The 25,877-nt window shown below is 72.5% G+C and carries 24 protein-coding genes; 14 read left to right on the top strand and 10 right to left on the bottom strand.

Features of this window, described 5'->3' with window-relative positions:
• Nucleotides 1–76: 76 nt before the first annotated feature.
• Nucleotides 77–472, bottom strand: a complete 396-nt coding sequence (locus tag ACFYXV_RS03880) for a hypothetical protein (protein ID WP_385465278.1) — start codon at nt 470–472, stop codon at nt 77–79.
• Nucleotides 473–627: 155 nt separating this feature from the next.
• On the opposite strand from ACFYXV_RS03880, the gene ACFYXV_RS03875 reads away from it, so the two are divergent.
• Nucleotides 628–924: a hypothetical protein gene (locus tag ACFYXV_RS03875; RefSeq protein WP_376014492.1), complete on the top strand. Its 297-nt coding sequence runs from the start codon at nt 628–630 to the stop codon at nt 922–924.
• 146 nt (nt 925–1,070) lie between these two features.
• On the top strand, nt 1,071–2,348 hold the full coding sequence (locus tag ACFYXV_RS03870; RefSeq protein WP_385465282.1) for an Ig-like domain-containing protein: 1,278 nt from the start codon (nt 1,071–1,073) through the stop codon (nt 2,346–2,348).
• 120 nt (nt 2,349–2,468) lie between these two features.
• Here ACFYXV_RS03870 and ACFYXV_RS03865 read toward each other — a convergent pair whose 3' ends face one another.
• Nucleotides 2,469–3,410 (bottom strand): helix-turn-helix transcriptional regulator, encoded by a 942-nt coding sequence (locus tag ACFYXV_RS03865; RefSeq protein ID WP_389381950.1) that lies wholly within the window; start codon nt 3,408–3,410, stop codon nt 2,469–2,471.
• A gap of 166 nt (nt 3,411–3,576) precedes the next feature.
• Between ACFYXV_RS03865 and ACFYXV_RS03860 the strand changes: the two genes are divergently transcribed.
• Nucleotides 3,577–4,659: an NAD(P)-dependent alcohol dehydrogenase gene (locus tag ACFYXV_RS03860; protein WP_389381949.1), complete on the top strand. Its 1,083-nt coding sequence runs from the start codon at nt 3,577–3,579 to the stop codon at nt 4,657–4,659.
• 114 nt (nt 4,660–4,773) lie between these two features.
• Entirely contained in the window at nt 4,774–5,943 is a 1,170-nt protein-coding gene (locus tag ACFYXV_RS03855; RefSeq protein ID WP_389381948.1) for an acyltransferase family protein, read from the top strand.
• A 27-nt stretch (nt 5,944–5,970) separates the two neighbouring features.
• On the opposite strand, the gene msrA is transcribed toward ACFYXV_RS03855, so the two are convergent.
• Together msrA and ACFYXV_RS03845 are read right to left on the bottom strand one after the other, a co-directional pair.
• Complete coding sequence (gene msrA / locus ACFYXV_RS03850) at nt 5,971–6,636, bottom strand: peptide-methionine (S)-S-oxide reductase MsrA (protein ID WP_383341028.1); 666 nt, start codon at nt 6,634–6,636, stop codon at nt 5,971–5,973.
• Between the two features lie 104 nt (nt 6,637–6,740).
• Entirely contained in the window at nt 6,741–7,847 is a 1,107-nt protein-coding gene (locus ACFYXV_RS03845) for a hypothetical protein (RefSeq protein WP_385465294.1), read from the bottom strand.
• Nucleotides 7,848–7,929: 82 nt separating this feature from the next.
• On the opposite strand from ACFYXV_RS03845, the gene ACFYXV_RS03840 reads away from it, so the two are divergent.
• Nucleotides 7,930–9,087 (top strand): cystathionine gamma-synthase, encoded by a 1,158-nt coding sequence (locus ACFYXV_RS03840; protein ID WP_385465297.1) that lies wholly within the window; start codon nt 7,930–7,932, stop codon nt 9,085–9,087.
• Nucleotides 9,088–9,119: 32 nt separating this feature from the next.
• Here the strand turns inward: ACFYXV_RS03840 and ACFYXV_RS03835 are convergent, their stop codons facing one another.
• The 3 genes from ACFYXV_RS03835 to ACFYXV_RS03825 form a co-directional block, all read right to left on the bottom strand.
• Nucleotides 9,120–9,371 (bottom strand): hypothetical protein, encoded by a 252-nt coding sequence (locus tag ACFYXV_RS03835; protein WP_383341020.1) that lies wholly within the window; start codon nt 9,369–9,371, stop codon nt 9,120–9,122.
• A complete protein-coding gene (locus tag ACFYXV_RS03830) occupies nt 9,368–9,796 on the bottom strand; it encodes a sigma factor-like helix-turn-helix DNA-binding protein (RefSeq protein ID WP_383341017.1) in 429 nt (142 codons plus the stop codon). The genes ACFYXV_RS03835 and ACFYXV_RS03830 overlap by 4 nt, the downstream gene beginning before the upstream one ends.
• Nucleotides 9,797–9,878: 82 nt before the next feature.
• A complete protein-coding gene (locus ACFYXV_RS03825; RefSeq protein ID WP_383341014.1) occupies nt 9,879–10,400 on the bottom strand; it encodes a MarR family winged helix-turn-helix transcriptional regulator in 522 nt (173 codons plus the stop codon).
• Nucleotides 10,401–10,664: 264 nt separating this feature from the next.
• Here ACFYXV_RS03825 and ilvA point away from each other — a divergent pair, with 264 nt between their 5' ends.
• The 4 genes from ilvA (at nt 10,665) to ACFYXV_RS03805 (ending at nt 14,416) form a co-directional block, all read left to right on the top strand.
• Nucleotides 10,665–11,900: a threonine ammonia-lyase gene (gene ilvA / locus ACFYXV_RS03820; protein ID WP_385465304.1), complete on the top strand. Its 1,236-nt coding sequence runs from the start codon at nt 10,665–10,667 to the stop codon at nt 11,898–11,900.
• Between the two features lie 92 nt (nt 11,901–11,992).
• Complete coding sequence (locus ACFYXV_RS03815) at nt 11,993–12,496, top strand: hypothetical protein (RefSeq protein ID WP_385465307.1); 504 nt, start codon at nt 11,993–11,995, stop codon at nt 12,494–12,496.
• A gap of 85 nt (nt 12,497–12,581) precedes the next feature.
• Nucleotides 12,582–13,547, top strand: a complete 966-nt coding sequence (locus ACFYXV_RS03810) for an ATP-binding cassette domain-containing protein (protein WP_385465310.1) — start codon at nt 12,582–12,584, stop codon at nt 13,545–13,547.
• On the top strand, nt 13,544–14,416 hold the full coding sequence (locus tag ACFYXV_RS03805; protein ID WP_385465313.1) for an ABC transporter permease: 873 nt from the start codon (nt 13,544–13,546) through the stop codon (nt 14,414–14,416). The genes ACFYXV_RS03810 and ACFYXV_RS03805 overlap by 4 nt, the downstream gene beginning before the upstream one ends.
• 112 nt (nt 14,417–14,528) lie before the next feature.
• Here ACFYXV_RS03805 and greA read toward each other — a convergent pair whose 3' ends face one another.
• Nucleotides 14,529–15,026 (bottom strand): transcription elongation factor GreA, encoded by a 498-nt coding sequence (greA, locus tag ACFYXV_RS03800; RefSeq protein WP_383340999.1) that lies wholly within the window; start codon nt 15,024–15,026, stop codon nt 14,529–14,531.
• A gap of 136 nt (nt 15,027–15,162) precedes the next feature.
• Nucleotides 15,163–15,591: a DUF4307 domain-containing protein gene (locus ACFYXV_RS03795; RefSeq protein WP_383492107.1), complete on the bottom strand. Its 429-nt coding sequence runs from the start codon at nt 15,589–15,591 to the stop codon at nt 15,163–15,165.
• 121 nt (nt 15,592–15,712) lie between these two features.
• Between ACFYXV_RS03795 and mca the strand changes: the two genes are divergently transcribed.
• Together mca and ACFYXV_RS03785 are read left to right on the top strand one after the other, a co-directional pair.
• A complete protein-coding gene (mca, locus tag ACFYXV_RS03790) occupies nt 15,713–16,594 on the top strand; it encodes a mycothiol conjugate amidase Mca (RefSeq protein ID WP_385465318.1) in 882 nt (293 codons plus the stop codon).
• A 2-nt stretch (nt 16,595–16,596) separates the two neighbouring features.
• Nucleotides 16,597–16,830: a hypothetical protein gene (locus ACFYXV_RS03785; RefSeq protein ID WP_366100094.1), complete on the top strand. Its 234-nt coding sequence runs from the start codon at nt 16,597–16,599 to the stop codon at nt 16,828–16,830.
• Between the two features lie 157 nt (nt 16,831–16,987).
• Here the strand turns inward: ACFYXV_RS03785 and ACFYXV_RS03780 are convergent, their stop codons facing one another.
• A complete protein-coding gene (locus ACFYXV_RS03780) occupies nt 16,988–20,251 on the bottom strand; it encodes a tetratricopeptide repeat protein (RefSeq protein WP_389381946.1) in 3,264 nt (1,087 codons plus the stop codon).
• Nucleotides 20,252–20,516: 265 nt separating this feature from the next.
• Between ACFYXV_RS03780 and ACFYXV_RS03775 the strand changes: the two genes are divergently transcribed.
• The 3 genes from ACFYXV_RS03775 to ACFYXV_RS03765 all read left to right on the top strand — a co-directional run bounded on the left by ACFYXV_RS03775 (nt 20,517) and on the right by ACFYXV_RS03765 (nt 25,873).
• Entirely contained in the window at nt 20,517–22,571 is a 2,055-nt protein-coding gene (locus ACFYXV_RS03775) for a thioredoxin domain-containing protein (RefSeq protein WP_389381945.1), read from the top strand.
• 270 nt (nt 22,572–22,841) lie between these two features.
• Nucleotides 22,842–24,167, top strand: coding sequence for a glycosyltransferase (locus ACFYXV_RS03770; protein ID WP_389381943.1), 1,326 nt, complete (start codon nt 22,842–22,844; stop codon nt 24,165–24,167).
• The gene (locus ACFYXV_RS03765; RefSeq protein ID WP_389381942.1) at nt 24,164–25,873 is read left to right on the top strand and encodes an ArnT family glycosyltransferase; all 1,710 of its coding nucleotides are present in this window, start codon (nt 24,164–24,166) and stop codon (nt 25,871–25,873) included. The genes ACFYXV_RS03770 and ACFYXV_RS03765 overlap by 4 nt, the downstream gene beginning before the upstream one ends.
• Nucleotides 25,874–25,877 lie beyond the last annotated feature (4 nt).

Here is a 25,877-nt window from a genome sequence, read left to right as displayed (position 1 = left end):
CGGCCGTACAGGTGCCGCGAAGGGCCGCTCCGGGAGACTCCCCGGGGCGGCCCTTCGGCGTCGGCCCGTACGGGGGCTACGCCTGCGAGCGGCGTACGGAGAAGGTGACGAACCCGGCCCCGAGACCCAGGCAGAGCGTGCCGCCCAACAGGTACGGGGTGGTGTCGATCCCGCCGGTGTCGGCGAGGCCCAGCGGAACCTGGCCGGCGCTCTGCGCGGTGTCGCCGGAGCCGTCCGGGGAACCGGAGACCAGCGCGGTCACCGCACCGGATCCCGCCGTGTTCGCGGACTCCGGCGCGGCGGAACCCGAACCCGAACCGGAACTGGAACCGGAACCGGAGGACGGGGTGGACGTGGAGGAACCGGAGTCCGTGGACCCCGGTGCGGTGGCGCCGGCCGAGGGGACGAACCACAGGGCGGCGAGGAGGGTGGTCGCTCCGAGAGCGGTGAGCAGCGGACGACGTGCGGACACGGTGCGATCCCCCTTGCGGACGCAGCGAATTGGCCGTGTGCGGTGATGCTACGGACAAGGGCGGGTCGCGGGAAAGTCGGGGCTGCCGCGGGCTTAGTCTCCGTCGTATGAACCCTTCTGACACATCACGATACGTCCGTCTTCGAGTTGATTTGGTGCTGGAGGTACCCGACGCCGAGGCGCTCACCGGCGCCGCGCTCGCACACATCGAGGCCGACGAGTTCATGCCGGACGAGGAGCGCGGTCACGCCGAATCGGCCGTACGGGAAGACGAATCGGAGGCGCTCGCATACCTCGTCGACCCCACTGACCTGGTCGCGGACATCCCGGGGGTGGAGCTCGCGCAGGCCTCCTGGAGCAGTGAGCCCGTCGAATACGACCCCGAGTCGATGGAGTGGGACCTGGGCGAGGAAGATGGGGAGTACGACGAAGAGACGACCGACAACGCCTGACCGTGTGGTTGCCCACATTCAAACGTGATGTGGAACCGTCCGGGCCTGAAACGCGTTGACTGGTGCGAGGCAGGGGGCGTGTCTCCCTGCCTTGATCGGAGCACCACCCGGCGGTGACCGGGGGAAGCTCGGGGGTTCTGGCAACGATGGAGTGGCGTGTGAGGACGGACAGGAAGCGGCGGAGAAGGTCCCTGGTGGCCATATCCGCCGTACTCGGTGGCGTGCTGGTGCTCTCGGCCTGCGGCGGTGGCGACGACGACGGCAAGGCCAAGGGCGGCGACGCGAGCAGCAGCAAGTCCCAGTCGGACGTGGACGCGGCCGCGGCCAAGGACGCCTCCAAGGCCAAGATCACGATCGCGACGAAGGACGGCGCGACCAACGTCGGCCTGAACGACGCCGCCAACGTCGCCGTCACCGAGGGAACCCTCACGGCGGTCGAGCTGAAGACCTCCGAGGGCACGGCCGTGGCGGGCAAGATGGCCGCCGACGGCAAGAGCTGGAAGCCGGAAGCCCCGCTGAAGCGCTCCACGAAGTACGCCCTGTCGGCCACCGCCAAGGACGAGGGCGGCAAGGAGGCGCACGAGAACGTGTCCTTCACCACCGTCTCCCCGGAGAACAGCTTCGTCGGCTCGTTCATACCGGATGACGGCCAGACCGTCGGCGTGGGCATGCCGGTCTCGATCACCTTCAGCAAGCCGATCAAGGACAAGAAGGCGGTCCAGTCGAAGATCACGGTCTCGTCCAGCAGCGGCCAGGAGGTCGTCGGGCACTGGTTCAGCGAGCAGCGCCTGGACTTCCGCCCCGAGCAGTACTGGCAGGCCGGCTCCACCGTCACGCTGAAGCTGGCGCTGGAAGGGGTGCAGGGCGCCCCCGGCGTACAGGGCGTGCAGAACCGGACCGCCACCTTCAAGATCGGCCGCAGCCAGGTCTCGACGGTCGACGCGAAGACGAAGAAGATGACCGTCACCCGCGACGGCGCGGTCCTCAAGACCATCCCGATCTCGGCGGGCTCTCCGGAGAACCCGACCTACAACGGCCAGATGGTCATCTCCGAGAAGTTCAAGGAGACCCGGATGGACGGCTCCACCGTCGGCTTCAAGAACAGCGAGGGCAAGGGCGAGTACGACATCAAGGACGTCCCGCACGCGATGCGGCTGTCCCAGTCGGGCACCTTCATCCACGGCAACTACTGGGGACCGGACTCGGTCTTCGGCAGCGCGAACACGAGCCACGGCTGTGTCGGTCTGAACGACGCGCAGGGTGCCAACGACCCCAGCCAGCCCGCGGCCTGGTTCTACGACAACTCGCTCATCGGTGACGTGGTCACGGTGGTCAACTCGCCGGACAAGACCATCAAGCCGGAGAACGGCCTCAACGGCTGGAACATGAGCTGGGCGGACTGGAAGGCCGGCGCGGCCTCCTGACCCCCGGTCCCCGCCGAACGGCCCCGGCCGGACGGCGTGAGAGAACGGTTTCGACCGAACCCCGCTGATGGCGGGGAGCCCCCGGAAACGGCGGGGCTCCCCGCCATCCGCGTATCCGGCTCAGGCCGTCGCCCCGCCGGCGGACGGAGCGGCCGGCGAAGGAGCGCCGGGGCCGGAAGGAGCCGACGGAACGGCGGGGGCGGCAGGGGCCGAGGGGGCCGACCAGGAAGCCAGCATCCGCAGCGCGTCCTCGGACGGGGAGCCCGGCGCCGCGTGGTAGGTGACCAGGACCTGCGCCGAGTCGCCCGGCAGCGCCAGCGTCTCGAAAGACAGCGACAGCTCGCCGACCAGCGGGTGCCGGAGCTTCTTCACGCCGTGCGTCTTGTTGTCCGCCAGCGTGTGCGCCGCCCACAGCCGCCGGAACTCCTCGTTCTTCACCGACAACTCCCCGACCAGCGCCGACAGCTGCTCGTCGTCCGGGTGCTCGCCCGCGTACATGCGCAGACTGCTCACGACCCGGCACGCCAGGCAGTCCCACTCCGTGTACAGCTCCGCCGCGGCCGGGTCCAGGAACACGAGCCGCACCAGGTTGCGCTCCTGCGGCGGCAGTACGCCGAAGTCCCCGAACACCGCCGCGGCCAGCCGGTTCCACCCGATGACGTCCTGCCGCCGCCCCAGGAGGTAAGCGGGCACCCCGTCCATCGCGTCCATCAGCGTCCGCAGCTCCGGGCGCACGTGCTCCGCCCGGTACTGCTTCGCCCGCTGCCTGCGGGGCCTGGGACGGGCCAGGTGGGTCAGGTGGGCCGTCTCCGTACCGTCCAGGCGCAGCGCGCGGGCGATCGCGTCGAGCACCTCCGCGGACACGTTCTGCCCGTGCCCCTGTTCGAGCCGCGTGTAGTACGCCACCGACACGCCCGCCAGCTGCGCCAGCTCCTCGCGCCGCAGCCCCGGTACGCGGCGGTGGCGCCCGTAGTCCGGCAGGCCGACGTCCGAGGGACGCAGCCGCGCACGGCGGGAGCGGAGGAACTCGCCCAGTTCGGCACGCTGATCAAGCTGGTCCATGACGCCAGTATCGCCGGGCGGCCGCCGCGCCGGGGCCGTGTTCCTGACCCCGCCAGGGATAGGACCACCGGTCGTAGGCAGGACAGGGGCGTGGCTGCCGGCGGCCGGACCGGGGATCGTTCGGTGCACGCAGACCGTTTGCCGCAGCGTTCGAGGAGTCCCCACCATGTCCGTCAAGAATGTGGAAGCCGTCAGGAACGCGGAAGCCGTCACCCGGGTCGCCGCCTACGCGGCCCCCGCGGCGAAGGCCCCGCTGGAGCGCACCACCGTGCCGCGCCGCCCCGTCGGCGAGCACGACGTCCTCATCGAGATCAAGTACGCCGGCATCTGCCACTCCGACATCCACCAGGTCCGCGACGGCTGGGGCGAGGGCATCTACCCGATGGTCCCGGGCCACGAGATCGCGGGTGTCGTCGCCGAAGTCGGTTCGGGCGTCACGAGGTTCGCGGTCGGCGACCACGTGGGCGTCGGCTGCTTCGTCGACTCCTGCCGGGAGTGCGAGTACTGCCTGCGCGGGCAGGAGCAGTACTGCGTCAAGGGCATGACCGGCACGTACAACGCCCGCGACAAGCAGGGCGAGCCCACGTACGGCGGCTACTCCACGCACCTCGTCGTCGACGAGAACTACACCGTCCGCATCCCCGACGGGCTGTCCCTCGACGTCGCGGCCCCGCTGCTGTGCGCGGGGATCACCCTGTACTCCCCGCTGAAGCACTGGCAGGCGGGCCCCGGCAAGAAGGTCGCGATCGTCGGCCTCGGCGGGCTCGGCCACATGGGAGTGAAGATCGCGGCGGCCCTCGGCGCCGAGGTGACCGTCCTGTCGCAGTCGCTGCGCAAGCGGGAGGACGGCCTGCGGCTGGGCGCCTCGCACTACTACGCCACGAGCGACCAGGCCACCTTCGAGGAGCTGGCCGGCACCTTCGACCTGGTCGTCTCGACCGTCTCCGCCCCGCTCGGCCTCGACGCGTACCTGGGCCTGCTGAAGGTCGACGGCGCGCTGGTGAACGTCGGAGCCCCGGAGGAGCCGGTCGAGCTGAACCTGTTCTCGGTCATCCAGGGCCGCAAGACCCTGGCCGGTTCGATGATCGGCGGCATCGCCGAGACGCAGGAGATGCTGGACTTCTGCGCGGAGCACGGCCTGGGCTCGGAGATCGAGCTGATCCCCGCGTCCGGGATCAACGCCGCCTACGACCGGGTCCTGGCCAGCGACGTCCGCTACCGGTTCGTGATCGACGCCTCGACGATCTGACGGGCGGGCGGGCCCCGGTGTGGGCGGGGGTACGGGCCACGGCTACGATCGCGTGGCTCCACAGCCCCCCGCCGTACCGGTGTCGCGAACACCCCGGGAATTCTCAGAGGTGTCATGTCCGACCGGGTCGTTCTCAGCGGGGAACGTGTTCCCGAGCCCGTCGCGGCTCCGCGGACGAGCCCCGACCGGCCGCGCCCGAAGGCCGCCGGGGCCCCCTCCGCGCGAGCCCCGCGCATCGCCGTGCTCGACGGGCTGCGGCTGCTCGCGGCCCTGTCGGTGGTGCTGTTCCACTACCTGGCCGGCTCGGGGACGATTCCCTGGCAGGGGACGGCGGTCGCGCTGTTCCCCACGCTGCACAAGGCCGCCGAGTTCGGCTGGCTCGGCGTGGTCTTCTTCTTCATGATCAGCGGCTTCGTCATCTGCATGTCCGGCTGGGGCAAGTCCCTCCAGCAGTTCTGGCACGGCCGGATCCTGAGGCTGTTCCCGCTCTACTGGGCGGCGGTCCTGCTCTCCTCGGCGGCGGCCCGGCTGGGCCCGCACACTCCGGGAGAGCCGAAGGTCACCGTCGGCCAGATGCTCACCAACCTCACGATGCTGCACGAGCCCCTCGGCGTGAACAGCGTCGACAACGTCTACTGGACGCTCTGGATCGAGCTGCGCTTCTACCTGATCTTCTCGCTGGTCGTCCTGCTGGGCGCCGGCCACCGCCGGGTCGCGAACTTCTGCTGGATCTGGGCGCTGGGCTCGGTCCTGGTGCCGGCGTCGGGCATCCCGCTGCTGGAGCAGCTCCTGGTACCCCGGTGGGCGCCGTTCTTCATCGCGGGGATCGCCTTCTACCTGGTCCGGCGGGCGGGCAGGTTCGAGGGCGAGACCCTGGGCATCCTGGCCCTGTCCTGGCTGCTGATGCAGCACCGGCTCCCGGCGATCATGCAGGGCGAGGGGCACGGCATCAACTGGAAGGTCTGCCTGGCCGCGATCACCGCGATGTACCTGGTGATGGGCCTGATCGCGGTCGGAAAGCTGGACCGCGTCCAGTGGCGCTGGCTGCCGGTCGCGGGCGCGATCTCGTACCCGCTGTACCTCGTGCACCAGTCGCTGGGCGTACGGGTCATCTGGCGCTGGAACGAGCAGTGGGGCCCGTGGCCGACCCTGCTCGGGGTCATCGCGGGCGCGGTGCTGATCGCCTGGCTGCTGCACCGCCTCGTCGAGCGGCCCCTGGTCCCGGTGCTGCGCCGCCTGATGGCTCCGCAGCCCGATCGCGCGCGCCGGTCCTCCGCCGTCTAGCCGGCGGAGGACCGTGCCGGGGGAGGGTCAGCCGTTGGCCCTGGCCACGCCGATCGGGCAGCTGACGCCCGTGCCGCCGATGCCGCAGTAGCCGTCCGGGTTCTTGTCCAGGTACTGCTGGTGGTAGGCCTCGGCCGGCCAGAAGGGGCGCTCCGCCGCCGGGAGGACCGCCGTCGTGATCTCGCCGTACCCGGACGAGGTCAGGACCTGCTGGTACGCGGTGCGGGAGGCCTCGGCCTCCGCCTGCTGGGCCTCGGAGTGGGTGTAGATCGCCGAGCGGTACTGGGTGCCGACGTCATTGCCCTGGCGGAAGCCCTGGGTGGGGTTGTGCGACTCCCAGAACAGCTTCAGGAGGGTGGCGTACGAGACCTGTGCCGGGTCGAAGACCACCCGCACGACCTCGGTGTGGCCGGTCTGGCCCGAGCACACCTCGTCGTACGTCGGGTTCTCGGTGAACCCGCCCTGGTAGCCGGCCAGCGTGGTCCACACCCCCGGGGTCTGCCAGAACTTGCGCTCCGCGCCCCAGAAACAGCCCAGGCCGAAGTCCGCGACCTCCAGGCCCGCCGGGTACGGGCCGGCGAGCGGGTTGCCGAGGACGGTGTGCCGGTCCGGGAGCGAGAACTGCGCTGTCGCGCGGCCCGGCAGGGCCTCCTCGCGGGTGGGGAGCTCGGGCGTGCGGCGGTACGAGAACATGATTCCCTCCTAGTGGTGCTCCCTTCAACGGGCGAGGGCGGACGGGGATTCCCCCCTGGCCCGTCCCCGCCCACCGCGTCAGACTTCCGTCATTTCTTTCCGCGTCAGTGCGGGAGGGTCGCCGGGGAGCCGCCGTTGGCCTCGTAGCCGGCCACCGCCAGGGCGCGGAACACCGCGTACTGGGCCGCCGGGTCGGGGGAGACCGACCACGGGAGGGCGCCCACGCAGCCGTCGATGTGGCGGATCTGCTCCATCGCCTCCGCCCAGCGCTCCATCGGCACCAGGAACGACAGCAGCATGTGCCGCACGTGCGCCAGCATCGGGTCGTCCTGGCGGGCGGTGTGCACCGCGTACAGCGCGCCCTCCACGGCGCGGGTCACCACCGCGCCCCGCCAGTAGTTCGTCAGCACGACGTCCGGCACGTGCTCGTACACCGCGAACAGCGGCAGCGCCGCCAGCAGCGAGCCCCGGGGGGCGCGGGCCGCCGCCGCGTGCGCGAAGGCGTCCGCCTTCTCCCGCGAGCCGTGCCACTTCTCGCACCAGTAGTGCAGCGCCGCCAGGTGCGCGCCCATGTGCGCCGGGGCCACGTCGATGACCTTCGCCCACAGGGCGTCGAACTCCGCCTCCGAGTACCCCAGCGCCCGCGCCACGGCCAGCTCGGTGATGAACGGGACCGGGTCGCCCGGCGCCAGCAGCGCCGCCTTGCCGCACGCCTCGCGGGCCTCCTCCAGGATGATCCGGTGGTCCGTGGAGCCCACGCCGCCCGAATGCCGCCACGCCTGCTGCACCAGCAGCTCCGCGTGCACCTGCGCGCCGCCCGCGTCCTTCTCCGCCTCCAGCCGCCACGCCTTCAGCCAGCGCGCGCCGACCCCCGGCTCCGCGACCAGCTCCAGCGCCGCGGCCCCGCCGAAGGCCTGGACCCGCTGCCAGCGCAGCTCGCCCTCCTTCGGGGTGCCGGCCAGCAGCTGGGAGGCCGCCTGCCACCGGCCGGTGCGCTGTACGGCGTCCAGGGCGTCCATCAGGTCCTCGTCGGGACCCGGCACCCGGATGTCCAGGTGCTCCTGGCGGGCGAAACCGTAGTTCTCGGGGTCGGCCGCGTCAGGGCTGTCCGGCGCGACCAGGCGCAGGCTCCCGCCCCGCCTGCGCCGTATGTACGGGCTGAAGGCGGCCACGAGCAGGCCGAGCGCGATCAGGAACCACAGAATCTCCATGCCCCCCAGCGAACCAGACGCACCTGCGCGAAGGCCAATGCCCCACCCCGCCCTCCGGTCCGGCACCCCATAAGCTCTGCCCATGAGCGACGACAGCCACGAGCACCAGAGCTTCGAGACCCGCGCGATCCACGCGGGCAACACGGCGGACCCGCAGACCGGCGCGGTCGTGCCCCCGATCTACCAGGTGTCCACGTACAAGCAGGACGGCGTGGGCGGACTGCGCGGCGGCTACGAGTACAGCCGCAGCGCGAACCCGACCCGCACCGCCCTGGAGGAGAACCTCGCGGCGCTGGAGGGCGGCCGGCGCGGCCTCGCCTTCGCGTCCGGGCTCGCCGCCGAGGACTGCCTCCTGCGTACGCTGCTCTCCCCGGGCGACCACGTGGTCATCCCGAACGACGCGTACGGCGGCACCTTCCGCCTCTTCGCGAAGGTCGTCTCCCGCTGGGGCGTGGAGTGGTCGGTGGCCGACACCTCCGACGCGGAGTCCGTACGGGCCGCCCTGACCCCGAAGACCAAGGTCATCTGGGTCGAGACCCCGTCCAACCCGCTGCTCGGCATCACCGACATCGCCGTCGTCGCCGACATCGCGCGGTCGGCCGGCGCCAAGCTGGTCGTGGACAACACCTTCGCCTCGCCCTACCTCCAGCAGCCCCTCGCGCTCGGCGCCGACGTGGTCGTGCACTCGCTGACCAAGTACATGGGCGGCCACTCCGACGTGGTCGGCGGCGCGCTGGTGACCGCCGACGCGGCGCTCGGCGAGGAGCTGGCCTACCACCAGAACGCGATGGGCGCCGTGGCCGGCCCCTTCGACTCCTGGGTCGTGCTGCGCGGCATCAAGACGCTGGCCGTCCGCATGGACCGCCACGCGGAGAACGCGCAGAAGATCGTGGAGGTGCTGACGCGCCACCCGAAGGTCACCAAGGTCCTCTACCCGGGCCTGGCCGAGCACCCGGGCCACGAGATCGCCGCCAAGCAGATGCGCAACTTCGGCGGCATGATCTCCTTCCAGGTCGCCGGCGGCGAGGAGGAGGCGGTCGCGGTCTGCGGCCGCACCAAGATCTTCACCCTGGCCGAGTCCCTCGGCGGCGTCGAGTCCCTCATCGAGCACCCGGGCCGCATGACCCACGCCTCGGTGGCCGGCTCGGCCCTGGAGGTCCCGGCGGACCTGATCCGCGTCTCGGTCGGCATCGAGAACGCCGACGACCTGATCGCGGACCTGACCCAGGCCCTCGGCTAGTCGGCCGTGCGGCGAGAGCCGCCGGGCGGTGGCTACCAGCCCTGCAGGGGCGGGGACACACCGCTCGGCGGCACCTCCCACGGCCGGGTCAGCGAGGCCCACACCGCGAAGGCCACGGCCGCCGCGGCGAGCAGGGTCCAGCCGGCCCTGCGCAGGACCCGCCGGCGGCGCAGCAGCCGGTCCCCGCGGGCCGCGGCGCTCGCCGCCAGCCCGGCCGGGACCACCGGGCGCGGACCTTCCAGCAGCCGCCTGACCTGGTCTTCCTTGCGGTCGTAGGTGCTCACGCCGCCTCCTGGGAGCGCACTGCGGCCACCCCCCGGGCGCACAGCGCCCGCACCCGCTCCACCGGCAGCCCCAGCTGGGCGGCCGTGACCTCCTCGGCGACGCCCTCGTACACGCGCAGCACCAGCACGAGCCGCTCCAGCGGGCCGAGCGGTGCGAGGAGCCCCGTACCGCCGTGGTGGCGCCAGCCGGTGCGCGCGAAGGCGGCGCACAGCTCCTGGCGGGTGTGGTCGTACGGGTCGTCGCGGCGGACCCGGCGCCACTGCGCGTACGTACGGGCCAGCGCGCCCGCGAGCAGCCTGCGGGCGGCGGCGGGCTCGTCCTGCGGTTCGGCGGTCAGCAGGACGGCGACGTGCAGGAGCCGCCCCGCCGCACCCGCGACGTAGGCCTCGAACTCCGCGTAGGTGCCCGGCCGGTGGACGTCCACAGGCCACATAGTGCGGGCAGCGGGACCGCCCGGCCAAGAGGTCGGACGGACTCCGGATCGGGCCGGCGGACCGCCCCGGACCTCAGGAGGCGGGGCCCGCCTCCGAAGCGGCGCCCATCAGCTCCGACAGCGAGCCGTTGAACCGGGTCAGCAGTCCGGTGAACGACTCGCGCTCCTCCTCGGACCACTCCTCGGTCACCCGGGCCATCAGCTCGCGGCGCGAGGAGCGGACCTCCTCCAGCCGCGCGAGCCCGCGCGGGGAGAGCGCGAGGACCACGGCCCGCCCGTCCTCCGGGTGCGAGGTGCGCTTGACCAGGCCGCTGTCGACGAGCGGGGCGACCTGGCGGGTGACGGTGGAGGAGTCGATGCCCATGCCGCCGGCGAGTGCCTTGACGCCCATCGGGCCTTCGAGGTCGAGCCGGTTCAGCAGCAGGTACGCGGCGCGGTCCATCGAGTTGCGGGCCTGGCCGACCCCGCCCAGGCGGGTCTGCTCGGCGCGCCGGGCGAAGACGGCCACCTGGTGCTGGAGCGCGTCGAGGAGCCCGGCTTCGGCGGACGCCTCGGCCGCCGTGGGCAGGTCGGAATTGGCCGGGTTGGAGGGCATGGCCGTGAGCTCTCTTCGCGTGGGGCCGACAAGGTTGGGGGACAGAGTACGCGGCCGTGGGGCGGCCCGTACGCCTCGTACGAGAACTGATACGGGCGGTACGGACCAAGGCGGCGGACCCGTCCCGGATGGCGTGATTTCGCCCCCTGTGGGCCCCCGGAGCCCTGCCCCCGTGACATCCGCAGCCCCGGGCGGGCACCCGGTCCGAAGGGCCCGGCTCCGCCGCCCCCGGCCGGTACCGGTGGGGGCTGCGAGACTGGCGGCATGAACTACCGCGTGCCCGTGCCCGTTCCGCAGGTCATCCTCGACGACGTCCGCGGGGCCCAGAAGATGCTCTCCGGCGTCGCCCGGGTCACGCCGATGGAGAACAGCCGGCACCTGAGCGCCCTCACGGGCTCCCCGGTCCACTTCAAGTGCGAGAACCTCCAGCGGACCGGCTCCTTCAAGCTGCGCGGCGCGTACGTGCGCATCGCCGGCCTGCGCCCCGAGCAGCGGGCCGCCGGCGTGGTCGCGGCCAGTGCCGGCAACCACGCGCAGGGCGTGGCCCTGGCCTCCTCCCTCCTCGGCGTCCGCTCGACGGTGTTCATGCCGGTCGGGGCGCCGCTGCCGAAGGTGGCGGCGACGCGGGAGTACGGGGCCGAGGTGCGGATGCACGGGCAGGTCGTCGACGAGACCCTGGCGGCGGCCCAGGAGTACGCGGACCGCACCGGGGCGGTGTTCATCCACCCGTTCGACCACCGCGACATCATCGCGGGCCAGGGCACGGTCGGCCTGGAGATCCTGGAGCAGTGCCCGGAGGTGCGGACGATCCTCGTCGGGATCGGGGGCGGCGGCCTCGCGGCGGGCATCGCTGTCGCCGTGAAGGCCCTGCGGCCCGACGTGAAGGTCATCGGCGTCCAGGCGGAGGGCGCGGCCGCCTACCCGCCCTCGCTGCGGGTCGGGCACCCGGTCTCGATCGACAACCCGGTCACCATGGCCGACGGGATCAAGGTCGGCCGCCCCGGGGACATCCCGTTCCACATCATCGGCGAACTGCTCGACGGCGTCCGCACGGTTTCCGAGGACGCCCTCTCCAGCGCCCTGCTGCTCTGCCTGGAGCGCGCCAAGCTGGTGGTCGAGCCGGCCGGGTGCAGCCCCGTGGCCGCCCTGCTGAGCCGTCCCGAGCTGTACGCGGGCGGCGGCCCCGTGGTCGCGGTCCTGTCCGGCGGGAACATCGACCCGCTGCTGCTCCAGAGGATCCTGCGCCACGGCATGGCGGCGGCGGGCCGCTACCTGTCGCTGCGGCTGCGCGTCGCGGACCGGCCGGGGGCGCTGGCCGGGCTCCTGGCGGTGCTGTCGACGGTGGATGCGAACGTGCTGGACGTGAGCCACGTACGGACCGACCCGCGGCTGGGGCTCACGGAGGTGGAGGTCGAACTGCACCTGGAGACCAAGGGCCCGGAGCACTGCGCCGAGGTCGCGCGCTCCCTCCACGGTGCCGGATACGCGGTGATCGGCTAGGTCTTGTCCCCTTCGGTGGTGACACAGGGGTGCGGAATCCGGCCGTTTGTGTGAGACTCCCGGCCACGTTCACATGGGGTGGGAGTCTCTCGGTGCACATTCGCGTCAGACCGCAAACGGCGGCCGTCATCGCTCTGGCCGCGTCGGCGGCCCTCGTCCTCGCGGGCTGTTCCTCTTCCGAGGGATCCGGCAAGGAGGGGGCGCCGAAGGCGGCCGCGTCCTCCGCCGCGCAGCCCGCGGCCAAGGGCGCCGAAGCGCCGGTCAGCCGGGACACCGTGGACCAGGAGGTCCGCTCGGCGCTGCGCGCCGCGGGCCTGGACCCCGAGAAGGGGAAGGGCTCGGGCGACGCCGACAACACGAAGAACGCGAGCCAGGTCGACTGGACCGCGGTCGTGAACACGCAGCAGGTGGAGGGCGCCCTGCCGAAGATCGCCGAGCACCTCAAGCACCTCGGCTGGCGGGAGACGGCGCCGAACAGCTACGAGCAGACGGACTGGGTGCTGCTGGTCGGCAGCGTGAAGCAGTCGACCACCGTGTCCCTGAAGTCGAACGAGAGCCTCCTCACCGTGAACGTCACGTACCTCGGCGCGGGCTGACGCCCGGGCGGTCCTTGACCCGCGCCCATAGGATTTGCCTGGGAAGCACCGGTTCACTGGCTCGCTACATCCAGGGGGAATCCCTATGCCGGGCGCCATTTACGCCGAAGGCCTGGTCAAGACCTTCGGCGAGGTACGGGCACTGGACGGCGTGGACCTCGATGTCCCCGAGGGCACCGTGCTGGGCCTGCTCGGCCCCAACGGCGCCGGCAAGACCACGGCCGTCCGCGTCCTGACCACCCTCCTGCGGCCCGACAGCGGCAAGGCGGTGGTCGCCGGGATCGACGTCCTCAGGCATCCCAACGAAGTCCGCCGCGCCATCGGCCTCTCGGGCCAGTTCGCGGCCGTGGACGAGTACCTGACCGGCCGCGAGAACCTCCGGATGGTCGGCCGGCTGTACCAGATGACGGGCAAGGCGGCGAAGGCCCGGGCCGGCGAACTGCTGGAGCGCTTCAACCTCGCCGACGCCGCCGACCGCACCGCGAAGACGTACTCCGGCGGCATGCGCAGGCGCCTGGACCTCGCGGCGGCACTCGTCGTCCGGCCGCCCGTGATGTTCATGGACGAGCCGACCACCGGCCTCGACCCGCGCAACCGCCAGCAGCTCTGGGACGTCATCCAGGAGCTGGTGGCCGGGGGCACCACCCTGCTGCTCACCACCCAGTACCTGGAGGAGGCCGACCACCTCGCCCACGACATCTGCGTGGTCGACCAGGGCAAGGTCATCGCCCGCGGCACCTCCGACCAGCTCAAGGCCCAGACCGGAGGCGAGCGCGTCGAGGTCGTCGTCCACGAGCGCGGGCACATGGCCGACGCCCGCGCCGTGCTGGCCGGCTTCGGCGAGGGCGAGACCACCGTCGAGCAGCACACCCGCAAGCTGACCGTCCCGGTCAGCGGCGGCGCCAGGCTGCTCGCCGAGGTCATCCGCGAGCTGGACTCGCGCGGCATCGAGATCGACGACATCGCCCTGCGCCGGCCCACCCTCGACGACGTGTTCATCTCCCTCACCGGTCACACGGCCGCCCTGAACGACGAGGAGGCGCAGAAATGACCCCCACCTCCCCGCCCCCCACCTCCCCGACCCCGCGGCTCGCGGCACCCCGACCCCGCGGCGGCATCGCCCAGGGCGTCAACGACTCCCTGGTCATCGCCAAACGGAACCTGATCCGGATGTCCCGGATCCCCGAAGTGATCATTTTCGGGCTCATCCAGCCGGTCATGTTCGTCGTGCTCTTCAGCTACGTCTTCGGCGGCTCGATCAGCGTGGACGGCAACACCTCGCCCGCCGCCTACCGCGAGTTCCTGATGGCCGGCATCTTCGCCCAGACCGTCACCTTCGCCACCGCCGGCGCGGGCGCGGGCATCGCGGACGACATGCACAAGGGCCTGATCGACCGCTTCCGCTCGCTGCCCATGGCCCGCGGCGCGGTCCTGACCGGCCGCACGCTGGCCGACCTCGTCCAGACCACCCTCACGCTGGTGGTCCTGGCCGTCGTCGCCCTGCTCGTCGGCTGGCGCACCCACACGAGCGCCGGCGAGGTGCTGGCCGGGTTCGCGCTGCTGCTCCTGCTCGGTTACGCGTTCTCCTGGATCGGCGCGCTGATCGGCCTGTCGGTGCGCACCCCGGAGGCGGCCACCTCGGGCGGGCTGATCTGGCTCTTCCCGCTGACGTTCATCTCGAACGCCTTCGTCCCCTCCGAGAACATGCCGGCCTTCCTGCGGACCATCGCGGAGTGGAACCCGTTCAGCGCCACCGTCCAGGCGGCCCGGCAGCTGTTCGGCAACTTCCCGCCGGGATACGAGGCACCCGCGGCCTGGCCCATGCAGCACCCGGTCACCGCGTCGATCCTGTGGTCGGTGCTGATCGTCGTGGTCTTCCGGACCCTGTCGGTCCGCAAGTACCGCTCGGCGAGCGCGTAGACCGTCCGGCCGTCGGCCGCCCTGCCGTCCACGCCCCGGTGCCCGGACACGGGACACGGGAAAGCCCCCGCCGGATCCGTCCGGCGGGGGCTTTCGAGTACGCGTGGGGTGATCAGCCGTTGAAGGGCTTGACGTCGAGGATCTTGACGGTGGCCTTCTTGCCGTTCGGCAGCTCGTACTCGGCGTTCTCGCCGATCTTCTTGCCCATCACGCCCGTGCCCAGCGGGGACTGCGGGGAGTAGGTCTCGAAGTCCGAGGAGGCGTACTCGCGCGAGGCGAGCAGGAAGGACATGGTGTCGTCCTCGTCGCCGTCGAAGGCGATGGTGACGACCGTGCCGGGCGCGACCTCGCCGTCGGAGGCGGGTGCGGTGCCGACCTTGGCGTTCTCCAGGAGCTGCGTCAGCTGGCGGACGCGGAGCTCCTGCTTGCCCTGCTCCTCCTTGGCTGCGTGGTAACCGCCGTTCTCACGCAGGTCGCCCTCCTCGCGGGCGGCTGCGATCTTGGTGGCGATCTCCGTGCGTGCGGGACCAGAGAGGTAGTCCAGCTCTGCCTTCAGCTGGTCGTACGCCGCCTGGGTCAGCCAGGTGACGCTCTCGCTCGTCTGGGTCACGGGTGCTCCTCGTCGGTACAGGGGACTACTTGTCCGCCAGCGGCGGGCGAAACCACGAGCCTAACAATTCGGGAAGAAAAGGGGGAGGACACCATGTGTATCAAGTGTGTCATCGGGCCCGTGAGCAGGGAAGAGATCAGCCTGCCGTCGGCGTGGTGCCCTGGCCCGCGGCCTGGCAGCCCACCAGTTCGATCATCGTGGCCCGGCCGGTGGTCTTCAGCGAGAGCATCTCGTCCACGCGCGAGCTCTTCTGCCCGAAGGTGAAGTCCGCGCGGCCCACCTCGGCGTGCTCCTCGTTCTGGGAGCTGAGGGTGCACACCCCGGTGACCCCGGCGTCCTTGCGCACCTCCAGGTGCACCTTCACCTCGGTGTCCGAGACCACCTGGAACTTGATCACCTCGGCGCTGACGCTCTGGCCCGCGACGTAGTCCCAGCCGATCCACCCGACCAGGGCCAGCAGCCCGACGCCCAGCACCGAACCGACGATCTTGAGCTTGCGGTCCGCACGCTCGTCCGCCGACCGGCCGTAGCGGCCCTCGGGCAGCCCCTCGCGCACCGCGCTCATTGATCGTTCCTTTCGGGAGTGCAGCACTCCGGATTCCCGGGGGCAGCCCCGGAATTTTTCCACCCCCCGATTCGGTCACTATAGGAGGCGAACGCCCTGACGACTCAAAGAGGATCCTGTCTTGACCGAGCAGCTTCGACTGATGGCCGTCCATGCCCACCCCGACGACGAGTCGAGCAAGGGCGCGGCCACCATGGCCAAGTACGTGTCCGAGGGGGTTCCCGTCCTGGTGGTGACCTGCACGGGGGGTGAGCGCGGCTCGATCCTGAACCCCAAGCTCCAGGGCGACAAGTACATCGAGGAGAACATCCACGAGGTCCGCGCCAAGGAGATGGACGAGGCGCGCCAGATCCTCGGCATCGATCAGGAGTGGCTGGGCTACGTCGACTCCGGCCTGCCCGAGGGCGACCCGCTGCCCCCGCTGCCCGAGGGCTGCTTCGCCCTGGAGGACGTGGACGAGGCGGCCGGCCGCCTGGTGAAGAAGATCCGCGCCTTCCGGCCGCAGGTCATCACCACGTACGACGAGAACGGCGGCTACCCGCACCCCGACCACATCATGACCCACAAGATCTCGATGGTGGCCTTCGAGGGCGCCGCGGACACCGCGAAGTACCCGGAGGCCGAGTTCGGCCCGGCCTACCAGCCGCAGAAGCTCTACTACAACCAGGGCTTCAACAAGCCGCGCACCATCGCCCTGCACGAGGCGCTGCTCTCGCGCGGCATGGAGTCCCCGTACGGGGAGTGGCTGGAGCGCTGGAAGGAGTTCGAGCGCAAGGAGCGGACCCTGACCACGCACGTGCCCTGCGCCGACTTCTTCGAGATCCGTGACAAGGCGCTCATCGCGCACGCCACGCAGATCGACCCGGACGGCGGCTGGTTCCGCGTCCCGATGGAGATCCAGAAGGAGGTCTGGCCCACGGAGGAGTACGAGCTCGCGAAGTCGCTCGTCGACACTTCCCTCCCCGAGTCCGACCTCTTCGAGGGCATCCGGGAGAATGCGTAGCCATGAGCGCTACGCAGGCAGCACTGACCGAGCTCCTTCCGCTGGCGGGGGACACCTTCGACAAGAACAAGGTGACCCCCGGCGTCCTGGGCTTCATCGTGTTCGCGGCCCTCGCCCTGGCGGTGTGGGGCCTGATGAAGTCGATGAGCCGGCACATGGGCCGGGTCGACTTCAAGGAGGCCCCGGAGGCCGGGGCGGCGTCCGCCGCCGCACCCGCCGCCGACCGGGCTCCGTAGTCACGCGGGAGCCGGTTCCCCGGCGGTGAACCGCCGCCCTCCCGTCACGTTCGCGAGGGAGGGGCGGCGCTCGCGCGCCCGCGGCCGGGCCCCGCGGCCGGCAGACCGTCGTCCCGGTGTCGGCCGCCCCCCTCGCGGGGCGGTGCGGCCCACCCGGTCACGCCACCGGCGGGGCCGGTGGCATGGGGACGCCCATGATCTCCCGCGAGTGCAGGTTCGGGACCAGCCCGAGCCGCCACGCCTGCCAGCCCTCCGCCGGGTCCACCCCGCGCCCCAGCACCACCGCGTAGGTGTCCAGGCCGTCCTCCAGGCGACCGTCCCGCATCGTGTGCGGAGCCGCGGCCAGCCGGGCCAGCTCCGCCCGGGCCTCCTCGACGCCCGCGCCCGGGAGCGCGTACGGCAGCAGCGTGCAGCGCAGGAAACGGGCCCAGTCCTCCCCGCGCCGGTCCCCGTACGAGATGAACAGCCGGGCCGCCTCCTCGCACAGGCCCAGCGCCTGCGCCACCCGGCCGTTGCCCGCGTCGACCACCGCCAGCTCCAGGCAGGTCCAGGCCTCCCCGTGCGCCAGCCCGATCCGCCGGAAGTCCGCCCGCGCGTCCATCAGCAGCTGCCGGGCGAACCCGGAGTTGCGCAGGTTCCCCGTCTGAGCCGCCCGCTGGTCGCGCGTGACCCGGCCCGAGTGGTGGCGGGCGTGCGCCAGCCCGTACACGTCCCGCATCCGCGAGAACATCGTGCGGGCCCGCTCCAGCTCCCGTACCGACTGGTCGCGCTCGCCGCCCTCCTCCAGCGCCTGCCCGAGGTAGTACAGCGTCCACGCCTCGCCGCGCGCGTCCTCCTGCTCCCGGTGGCTGGCCAGCGCCTCGCGCAGCCGCTCCACCGCCGGGCCCGGGTCCCCGTCGACGACCCGGGCGCGGCCCAGCTGGGTCAGCGCCCAGGCCTGGCCGCGCTCGTCGCGCGTGCGCCCGTACAGGTCGAGGGCGAGCTTCAGCTCCGCCTCCGCCCCCGGGACGTCGCCCAGCCGCAGGTACACCTGCCCCAGCTGGAAGTGCGCCCACGCCTCACCGTGCACGCTCTCGTTCTCCCGGTGCAGGGCCAGCGACCGCTCCAGCAGCTGCACCGCCTCCGCCAGGTGCGCGCGGTCCCGCTCCACCGCCGCGAGGGCGTGCAGGGCCCACGCGCGGTCGCCGGCCAGCTCGTCCGGCTCCTGGAGCACCAGCGCCTCGCGGATGCGGGCGGCGGCCTCCGGGAGCTGGCCCTGGTGGTGCAGGGTGATGCCGAGCGAGATGAGGGCCATGCCCGCGCCGGCGTCCTGGTGGGCCTCCCGGTACTGGTCGACCACCGAGGTCAGCGTGGTCCGGGCCTTGTCCAGCTCGCCGAGCTGGCGGGCCGCGATGCCGGTGCGCCACTGCACGGAGCGGACCAGACGCCCCTCGCCGGGACCGCCCTGGCGGGCCGCCTCGACGGCGAGGGTGAGCTCGTTGATCTCGCCGAGGCGGTACAGGTCCCCGCGCAGCAGGCAGAAGTCGCAGAGCGCGCCGAGCAGGTCCAGTACGGCCTGCTGGTCCACGTCCTGCGAGTGCCGCAGCGCGGCCGTGATGAAGCTCGACTCGTCGTCCAGCCAGCGCAGCGCCGCGTCGAGCGAGGCGAAGCCGTGCCCCCCGAAGTGGTGGGCGCGGGTCGACATCTTCCCGTCGACCATCCGGATCACCGCGTCGGCGAGCTGCGCGTAATTGCGGATCAGCCGGCCGTGCGCCGCCGAGGACTCGGCCCGGTCCTCGTCCGCCGCGAGCCGCGCCGCCGCGTACGAGCGCACGGCGTCGTGCATGCGGTACCGCTCCCCGCGCACGTGGTCCAGCAGGCCCGCCTGCGCCAGCTCGCGCAGCAGCAGTCCGGCCGTCGCCATGTCGGCGTCGATCAGCGCCGCCGCAGCCGAGGGCCCGAGCGAGGCCCGCCCGGCGAGGGTGAGGCGCCGCAGCAGCCGCCGCCGCTCCTCGGGCAGCCGTACGTAGGCGAGCGCGAGGGCGCCGTCGAGGGCGTCGGCGGCGCCCCGGCCGGGCGGGGCCTGTGGGGTCGGCGGGGCGGGCGGGGCCTCTGCGGCCGGCGCGGCCAGCGGGGCCAGTACGCGCAGGGCCAGCGGGAGCCCGCCGCCGAGCGCGAGCAGCCCGCCCACCGCCTCCTCACCGTACGGGGCCGTCCCGGCAGCCTCGGCCCCGGCGCGCACCAGCTCCGCGCCCTCCGCCTCCGCGAGCCGCTCCACCGGCAGCTGGTGCACCCACGCCGACAGGCCGGGCAGCTCCAGCGGTTCCCGGGACGTCACCAGCACCAGGCTCTCCGACCGCTCGGGCACCAGCGTCCGCACCTGCTCCGCGTCCACCGCGTCGTCCAGCAGCACCGTGACGGGCAGCCCCTGGAGGTGCTGGTGGTACAGCTCGCCCAGGCGCCGTACCTGCTGGTCCGCCGAGGCCCCCTCGCGGAACAGCAGCTGCTCGCGCGGGGCGCCGAGCCGGTTCAGCAGGTGCAGCAGCGCCTCCCGGAGCGGCAGCGGCGCCTCCCCGCTGAGCGAGCCGCCCCGCAGGTCCACCACGCAGGCCCCGCGGAACTGGTCGCGCAGCGCGTCCGCCGCCCGCAGGGCGAGGGCCGTGCGGCCCACGCCCGGCTCGCCGTGCAGCACCACGACCACCGGGCGGGTCTCCGTACTGGCCCGGGCCGCCTGCACCCATTGCGCTATCCGGGTCAGCTCCGCCCGACGGCCGGTGAACGCGGCCGTCGTCTGCGGGAGTTGGCCGAAGGACTGCTCCAGAACGCTGCGCCGGCGGGCCTCCGCGCTGCGGTCGGTCCCGCGCAGCTGGGGAGCGGCGGTCCGGGAGGGCTGCCGGGGCACCCGCGCCGAGGCGGCCACCGCGCGCTGCTGCTCCAGGAACGGGCGTATCCCGCGCACCTCAAGCGCCGTCAGCCACTGGAGCCTCAGCTGCTCCGGCCCGCCGGGCTGCCCGCGCACCCCGGCCCGCCGGTTCGCGGCGGGCAGGTGCAGGGCGGTCACCTTGGCGACCGTGGCCACCGCCCCGGCGATGCCGGTGACGGCGCCGGCCGCCAGCGCCGTGCCCGCCCCCACGCCGAGGGACAGGTCCGCCCCGACGGCCGCGGCCGCCGCAACGGCCGTCACGAGCAGCGCCGTTGAGGTGTTGCCGCGGCGGAAGGCCTCGCCGAGGGACTCGTCCCCGGCCGCCGCCTCGTCCAGGGCCCGTACGTACGCCTCGTACTCCTCGGCGGCGCTCGCGGCGAGCGCGTCCAGCGCCTCCAGCCCGCGCGCCGTGAGCGCCGCCCTGTCGGCCGGCGTACCGGCTCCGGCCCCCCGCCGGGCCTCCTCGTCCACGGCCCGCTCCAGCAGTCGCTCGGCCTCGCCGCGATGGCTTTCCCGCATCGGCAATCCCCCTCAAGAGAGCTCCGGCAACGTGCCCCAAGTGTCCGCCGGGACTGCCGCGAGCGCGAGGGAATCTGAGCTAGATCAGAGGGAGTTGCCCCAACTCCCCCCGCTCCCGCGCATATATGTGCCTTCCGCCCCGCGGACGGAGCCTCCGGCCTACGCGGCGTGATCGCGGGCGCGGGCCCGGCGCCCGCGCGACGTGCCGCGGGCACGCCGTCCCCCGATCCCGGCGGCGTCCCGCCCGGTACGCGAGGATGGGGCCATGCCGAACCGCCTCGCTCACGAGACCTCGCCGTACCTGCTGCAGCACGCGGACAATCCCGTCGACTGGTGGCCCTGGTCGCCGGAGGCCTTCGCGGAGGCCCGGGAGCGGGGGGTGCCCGTGCTGCTCAGCGTCGGGTACAGCAGCTGCCACTGGTGCCATGTCATGGCGCACGAGTCCTTCGAGGACGAGCTGGCCGCCGCCTACATGAACGAGCACTTCGTCAACATCAAGGTGGACCGCGAGGAGCGGCCCGACGTCGACGCCGTCTACATGGAGGCCGTCCAGGCCGCCACCGGGCAGGGCGGCTGGCCCATGACCGTGTTCCTGACCCCGGACGCGGAACCCTTCTACTTCGGCACCTACTTCCCGCCCGAGCCCCGGCACGGGATGCCCTCCTTCATGGAGATCCTCGAAGGCGTGCGGACCGCCTGGGTCGGGCGGCCCGAGGAGGTGGCCGAGGTCGCGCAGCGGATCGTACGGGACCTCGCCGGGCGGCAGTTGGACTACGGCAAGGCCGGGACGCCCGGCCCCGAGGAGCTGGCCCAGGCGCTGCTCGGGCTGACCCGCGATTACGACGCCGTCCACGGCGGCTTCGGCGGGGCGCCCAAGTTCCCGCCGTCCATGGTGCTGGAGTTCCTGCTGCGCCACCACGCGCGCACCGGGGGCGAGGGGGCCCTGCAGATGGCCGCCGACACCTGTGAGGCGATGGCCCGCGGCGGGATCTACGACCAGCTGGGCGGCGGGTTCGCCCGGTACTCCGTCGACCGGGAATGGGTTGTTCCGCATTTCGAGAAGATGCTCTACGACAACGCGCTGCTGTGCCGGGTCTACGCGCACCTGTGGCGGGCCACGGGCAGCGGCCTCGCGCGGCGCGTCGCCCTGGAGACCGCCGACTTCATGGTGCGCGAGCTGCGCACCACCGAGGGCGGCTTCGCCTCCGCGCTCGACGCCGACAGCGAGGACCCGCAGACCGGTGCCCACGTCGAGGGCGCGTACTACGCCTGGACCCCGGCCCAGCTGGCCGAGGTGCTCGGCGCGGACGACGCGGCGCTCGCCGCCGCCTGCTTCGGGGTGACGGACGAGGGAACCTTCGAGCACGGCAAGTCCGTACTCCGGCTGCCGCAGGACGGGCCCGTCGTGGACGCCGAAGTGATCGACGGCATCCGCCGGAGGCTGCTCGCGGCGCGCGCCGAGCGGCCCGCGCCCGGCCGCGACGACAAGGTGGTCGCCGCCTGGAACGGCCTGGCGATCGCGGCGCTGGCCGAGTGCGGGGCGTTCTTCGACCGGCCGGACCTCGTCGAGCGGGCCACCGAGGCCGCGGACCTCCTGGTCCGCGTGCACATGGACGGTCGCGCCCGGCTGGCCCGGACCAGCAAGGACGGCCGCGTAGGCGCCAACGCCGGAGTCCTGGAGGACTACGGCGACGTCGCCGACGGCTTCCTCGCGCTGGCGGCCGTGACCGGCGAGGGGGTGTGGCTGGAGTTCGCGGGCTTCCTCGTCGACCTCGTCCTGGACCGGTTCACCGCCGAGGACGGCTCCCTCTACGACACCGCGCACGACGCCGAGCGGCTCATCCGCCGCCCCCAGGACCCGACCGACACCGCGGCCCCCTCCGGCTGGACTGCCGCGGCCGGCGCGCTCCTCTCGTACGCCGCGCACACCGGCTCCGAGGCGCACCGTACGGCGGCCGAGCGGGCCCTCGGGGTCGTGCACGCGCTGGGTCCGCGCGTCCCGCGCTTCATCGGGCACGGGCTCGCGGTCGCGGAGGCGCTGCTCGACGGTCCGCGCGAGGTGGCCGTGGTGGGCCACCCGGAGGATCCGGCGCTGACCGCGCTGCACCGGACGGCGTTGCTGGGGACGGCTCCCGGGGCGGTGGTGGCGGTCGGGCTGCCGCGGGCGGCCGACGGCAGCGGGGGCGAGTTCCCCCTCCTGGCCGAGCGCACACTCGTGCACGACCTTCCGACGGCGTATGTGTGTCGACATTTCGTCTGCGCGCGGCCTACGACGGATCCGGTCGAGCTGGCGGACCAGTTGGGTGCGGTACATCCCTGAATCCACCGGAGTGGCGTCAATTCCGGTTGCTGGTCCGAGAGTTCGGAAACCCGCTTTTTATCCCCGCGGCTCCTGAGTGTCATTTTCGCTGCCTACTCTCGTGTCTGCGGACGCACTGGGGAGCCGCTGGGCGGGCGCACCGGGGGGTGCGTCCGAGGGGGAAGCAGGGGGAGCGGGGGAGCGGGGGGCTGGGGGAAGCAGGGGTGGGCGGGCCGGGGGGCCCGCCCTGATCCCCTGGGGGGTTTGCCGATTGCCGCAGGGTGTCGCGGCATGTCTGTGGGGGACGTTTTGTACACCTCTGTCGTCATATCCATCATTTCGTTTGCGCTGTTCTGGATGGCCGCCTTCACGCTGTGGTGGCAGATGCACGCGTGGCGCACGCCGGAGACGCTCGCCTCGACCCGGTTCGACCGCCCGGACGGCGAGGGCCGGCTGGCCTTCTCGCTGCTGCTCCCGGCCCGGCACGAACAGGCGGTCCTGCGCCACACGATCGAGCGACTGCTCGAATCGAGCCACGGCGACTACGAGATCATCGTCATCGTCGGACACGACGACCCGGAGACCGCCGCCGTCGCCGAGGCCGCGGTCGCGCGGGCGCCGGAGCGCGTACGGGTCGTCGTCGACCACCACGAGGCCAAGAACAAGCCGAAGGCCCTCAACACCGCCCTTCCGCACTGCCGGGGCGACATCGTCGGGGTCTTCGACGCCGAGGACCAGGTCCACCCCGAACTGCTCGCCCACGTCGACCACGCCTTCCGCTCCACCGCGGCAGACGTGGTCCAGGGCGGGGTCCAGCTCATCGACTTCCACTCCTCCTGGTACAGCCTGCGCAACTGCCTGGAGTACTTCTTCTGGTTCCGCTCCCGGCTGCACCTGCACGCCGAGAAGGGGTTCATCCCGCTCGGCGGCAACACCGTCTTCGTACGGACCGAGGTGCTCCGCGAGGCCGGCGGCTGGGACCAGAACTGCCTCGCCGAGGACTGCGACCTGGGCGTACGGCTCTCCTCGGTCGGCAAGAAGGTGGTCGTCGCGTACGACAGCGACATGGTCACCCGCGAGGAGACGCCGGGCTCGCTGCTGAGCCTGCTCAAGCAGCGCACCCGCTGGAACCAGGGCTTCCTCCAGGTCTACCGGAAGAAGGACTGGCAGCGGCTGCCCGGCCGCGGCCAGCGCTGGCTCGCCCGCTACACGCTGATGACCCCGTTCATGCAGGCGGCGTCCGGGGTGATCATCCCGCTCAACTTCGCCGTCGCGGTCCTGCTCGACGTGCCCGTCGGCATCGCGATCATCACCTTCCTCCCCATGATCACGGCGATGGTGACGTTCGTCTTCGAGATCGTCGGCCTCCACGACTTCGGCCGCCAGTACGGCCTGCGCGTCCGCTTCGTGCACTACCTCAAGCTCGTCGTCGGAGGCCCGTTCTACCAGGTGATGCTGGCGGGCGCCGCGATCCGGGCGGTCTGGCGCGAGCAGCGCGGCCGCAACGAATGGGAGCTGACCAGCCACACCGGCGCCCACCTCGCTCCGATCAGCGCCACCGCCGCGGTCGCCACCGCCGGCGCGTCCACCGCGATCCGAGAGGACGGCCGCCAGTGACCGCTACCCTGCCCACGGCCACCGATCCCCAGCCCGGCACCGCAACGGCCACCGCAACGGCCACCGCCACCGCCACCGCCACCGCACCTCTGATCCCGCAGCAGCGGACGCGTCCCGGCGGGCTCGGGGTCCGGCCGCCCGCCCCGGCCCACCCCCTCGTCCGCTTCCGCTCCTCCCGTCCCGACCTGCTGCTCTGCGGGGCCGTCCTGCTCGCGATCGTCCTCGTCCAGGGCTGGAACATCACGAACTTCCCGACCCTGAGCGACGACGAGGGCACCTACCTCGCCCAGGCGTGGGCCGTCCAGCAGGGCGACGGCCTCGCGCACTACACGTACTGGTACGACCATCCGCCGCTCGGCTGGATACAGATCGCGGGGCTGACGTACCTGCCCTCGCTCCTCGTGCCCGACTGGATGACCGTCGCGCCGATGCGCTTCTCGATGCTCGCCGTCTCGGCCGCGAGCGCGGTGCTGATCTACGTCCTCGCCCGCAGGCTCTGGCTGCCGCGCTGGGCGGCCGGCCTCGCGATGGCCCTCTTCGGGCTCTCCCCGCTCTCCGTCGTGCTCCAGCGGGAGATCTTCCTCGACAACCTCGCCGTGATGTGGATGCTGCTGGCCTTCTGCCTGGCCGCGTCCCCCAGCCGCCACCTGTGGCACCACTTCGGATCGGGGCTCGCGGCCGCCACCGCCGTCCTGACCAAGGAGACGATGCTGGTGGTGCTGCCGGCGCTGCTGGTGACCATGTGGCGCCACAGCCACCGCGACACCCGCAAGTTCGCCGTCACCGGGGCCATCACCGCCTGCGCGCTCATCGGGCTCTCGTACCCCCTGTACGCGCTGCTCAACAGCGAACTGCTGCCCGGCGCCGGGCACGTCTCGCTGATCGACGGCATCACGTACCAGATGAGCCGCCCGGGCTCGGGCTTCCTCCTGACCCCCGGCTCCGGTTCGAACGGCGTGCTCCGGTCCTGGCTGTACTACGACACCGTCCTGCCGCTCGGCGGGCTGGCCGGGGCGCTCCTGCTGCTCGCCACCCCCAAGTGGTCGGTCACCGCCCGCGCGCTCGCCGGACCGGCGCTCGCCGCCGTGATCCTCGCGGCCGTCGCGATGAGGCCCTCCGGCTACCTGCCCGCGATGTACGTGATCCAGGCGCTGCCGTTCCTCGCGCTGGTCCTCGCCGGGGGCGCGGCCAGCGTCACGCACGCCGTGCTGCGACGCCGCCGGGCGCCGGGGGAGCACCGGGTGCGCAGGTACGCGCGCCGCGCGCTGATCGGCGTACTCGCCCTGGCCGCCGCGGTGTACGTCCTGCCGCGCTGGTACGAGGGCAACCGCACCGCGCTCACGGCCGACGCCAACGCCCCGTACCGGCAGGCCGCCGCCTGGCTCGGCCGGGAGGTCCCCGACCCCGGGCACGCCAGGGTCCTCGTCGACGACGCGCTCTGGCTGGACGCCGTGCACCGCGGTTTCGAGCCCGGGCTCGGCGCCATCTGGTTCTACAAGGCCGACCTCGACCCCGCCGTCACCAAGACCCTGCCGCGCGGCTGGCGCGACATCGACTACGTGGTCTCCTCGCCCACCGTCCGCCGGGACGCGGCGGACCTGCCCAACGTGAAGGCCGCGCTGGAGCATTCGACGGCGGTGGCCGTCTTCGGCTCCGGCGAGGACCGCATCGAGATCCGCAGGACCGACCGAGCCGACGGGAGCTGATCCG

The sequence above is a fragment of the Streptomyces sp. NPDC002181 genome (assembly GCF_042890485.1).
Taxonomy (GTDB): Bacteria; Actinomycetota; Actinomycetes; order Streptomycetales; family Streptomycetaceae; genus Streptomyces.
The sequence above is the reverse complement of the archived record's forward strand: the minus strand, read 5'-3'. Positions and strand labels throughout refer to the sequence as shown.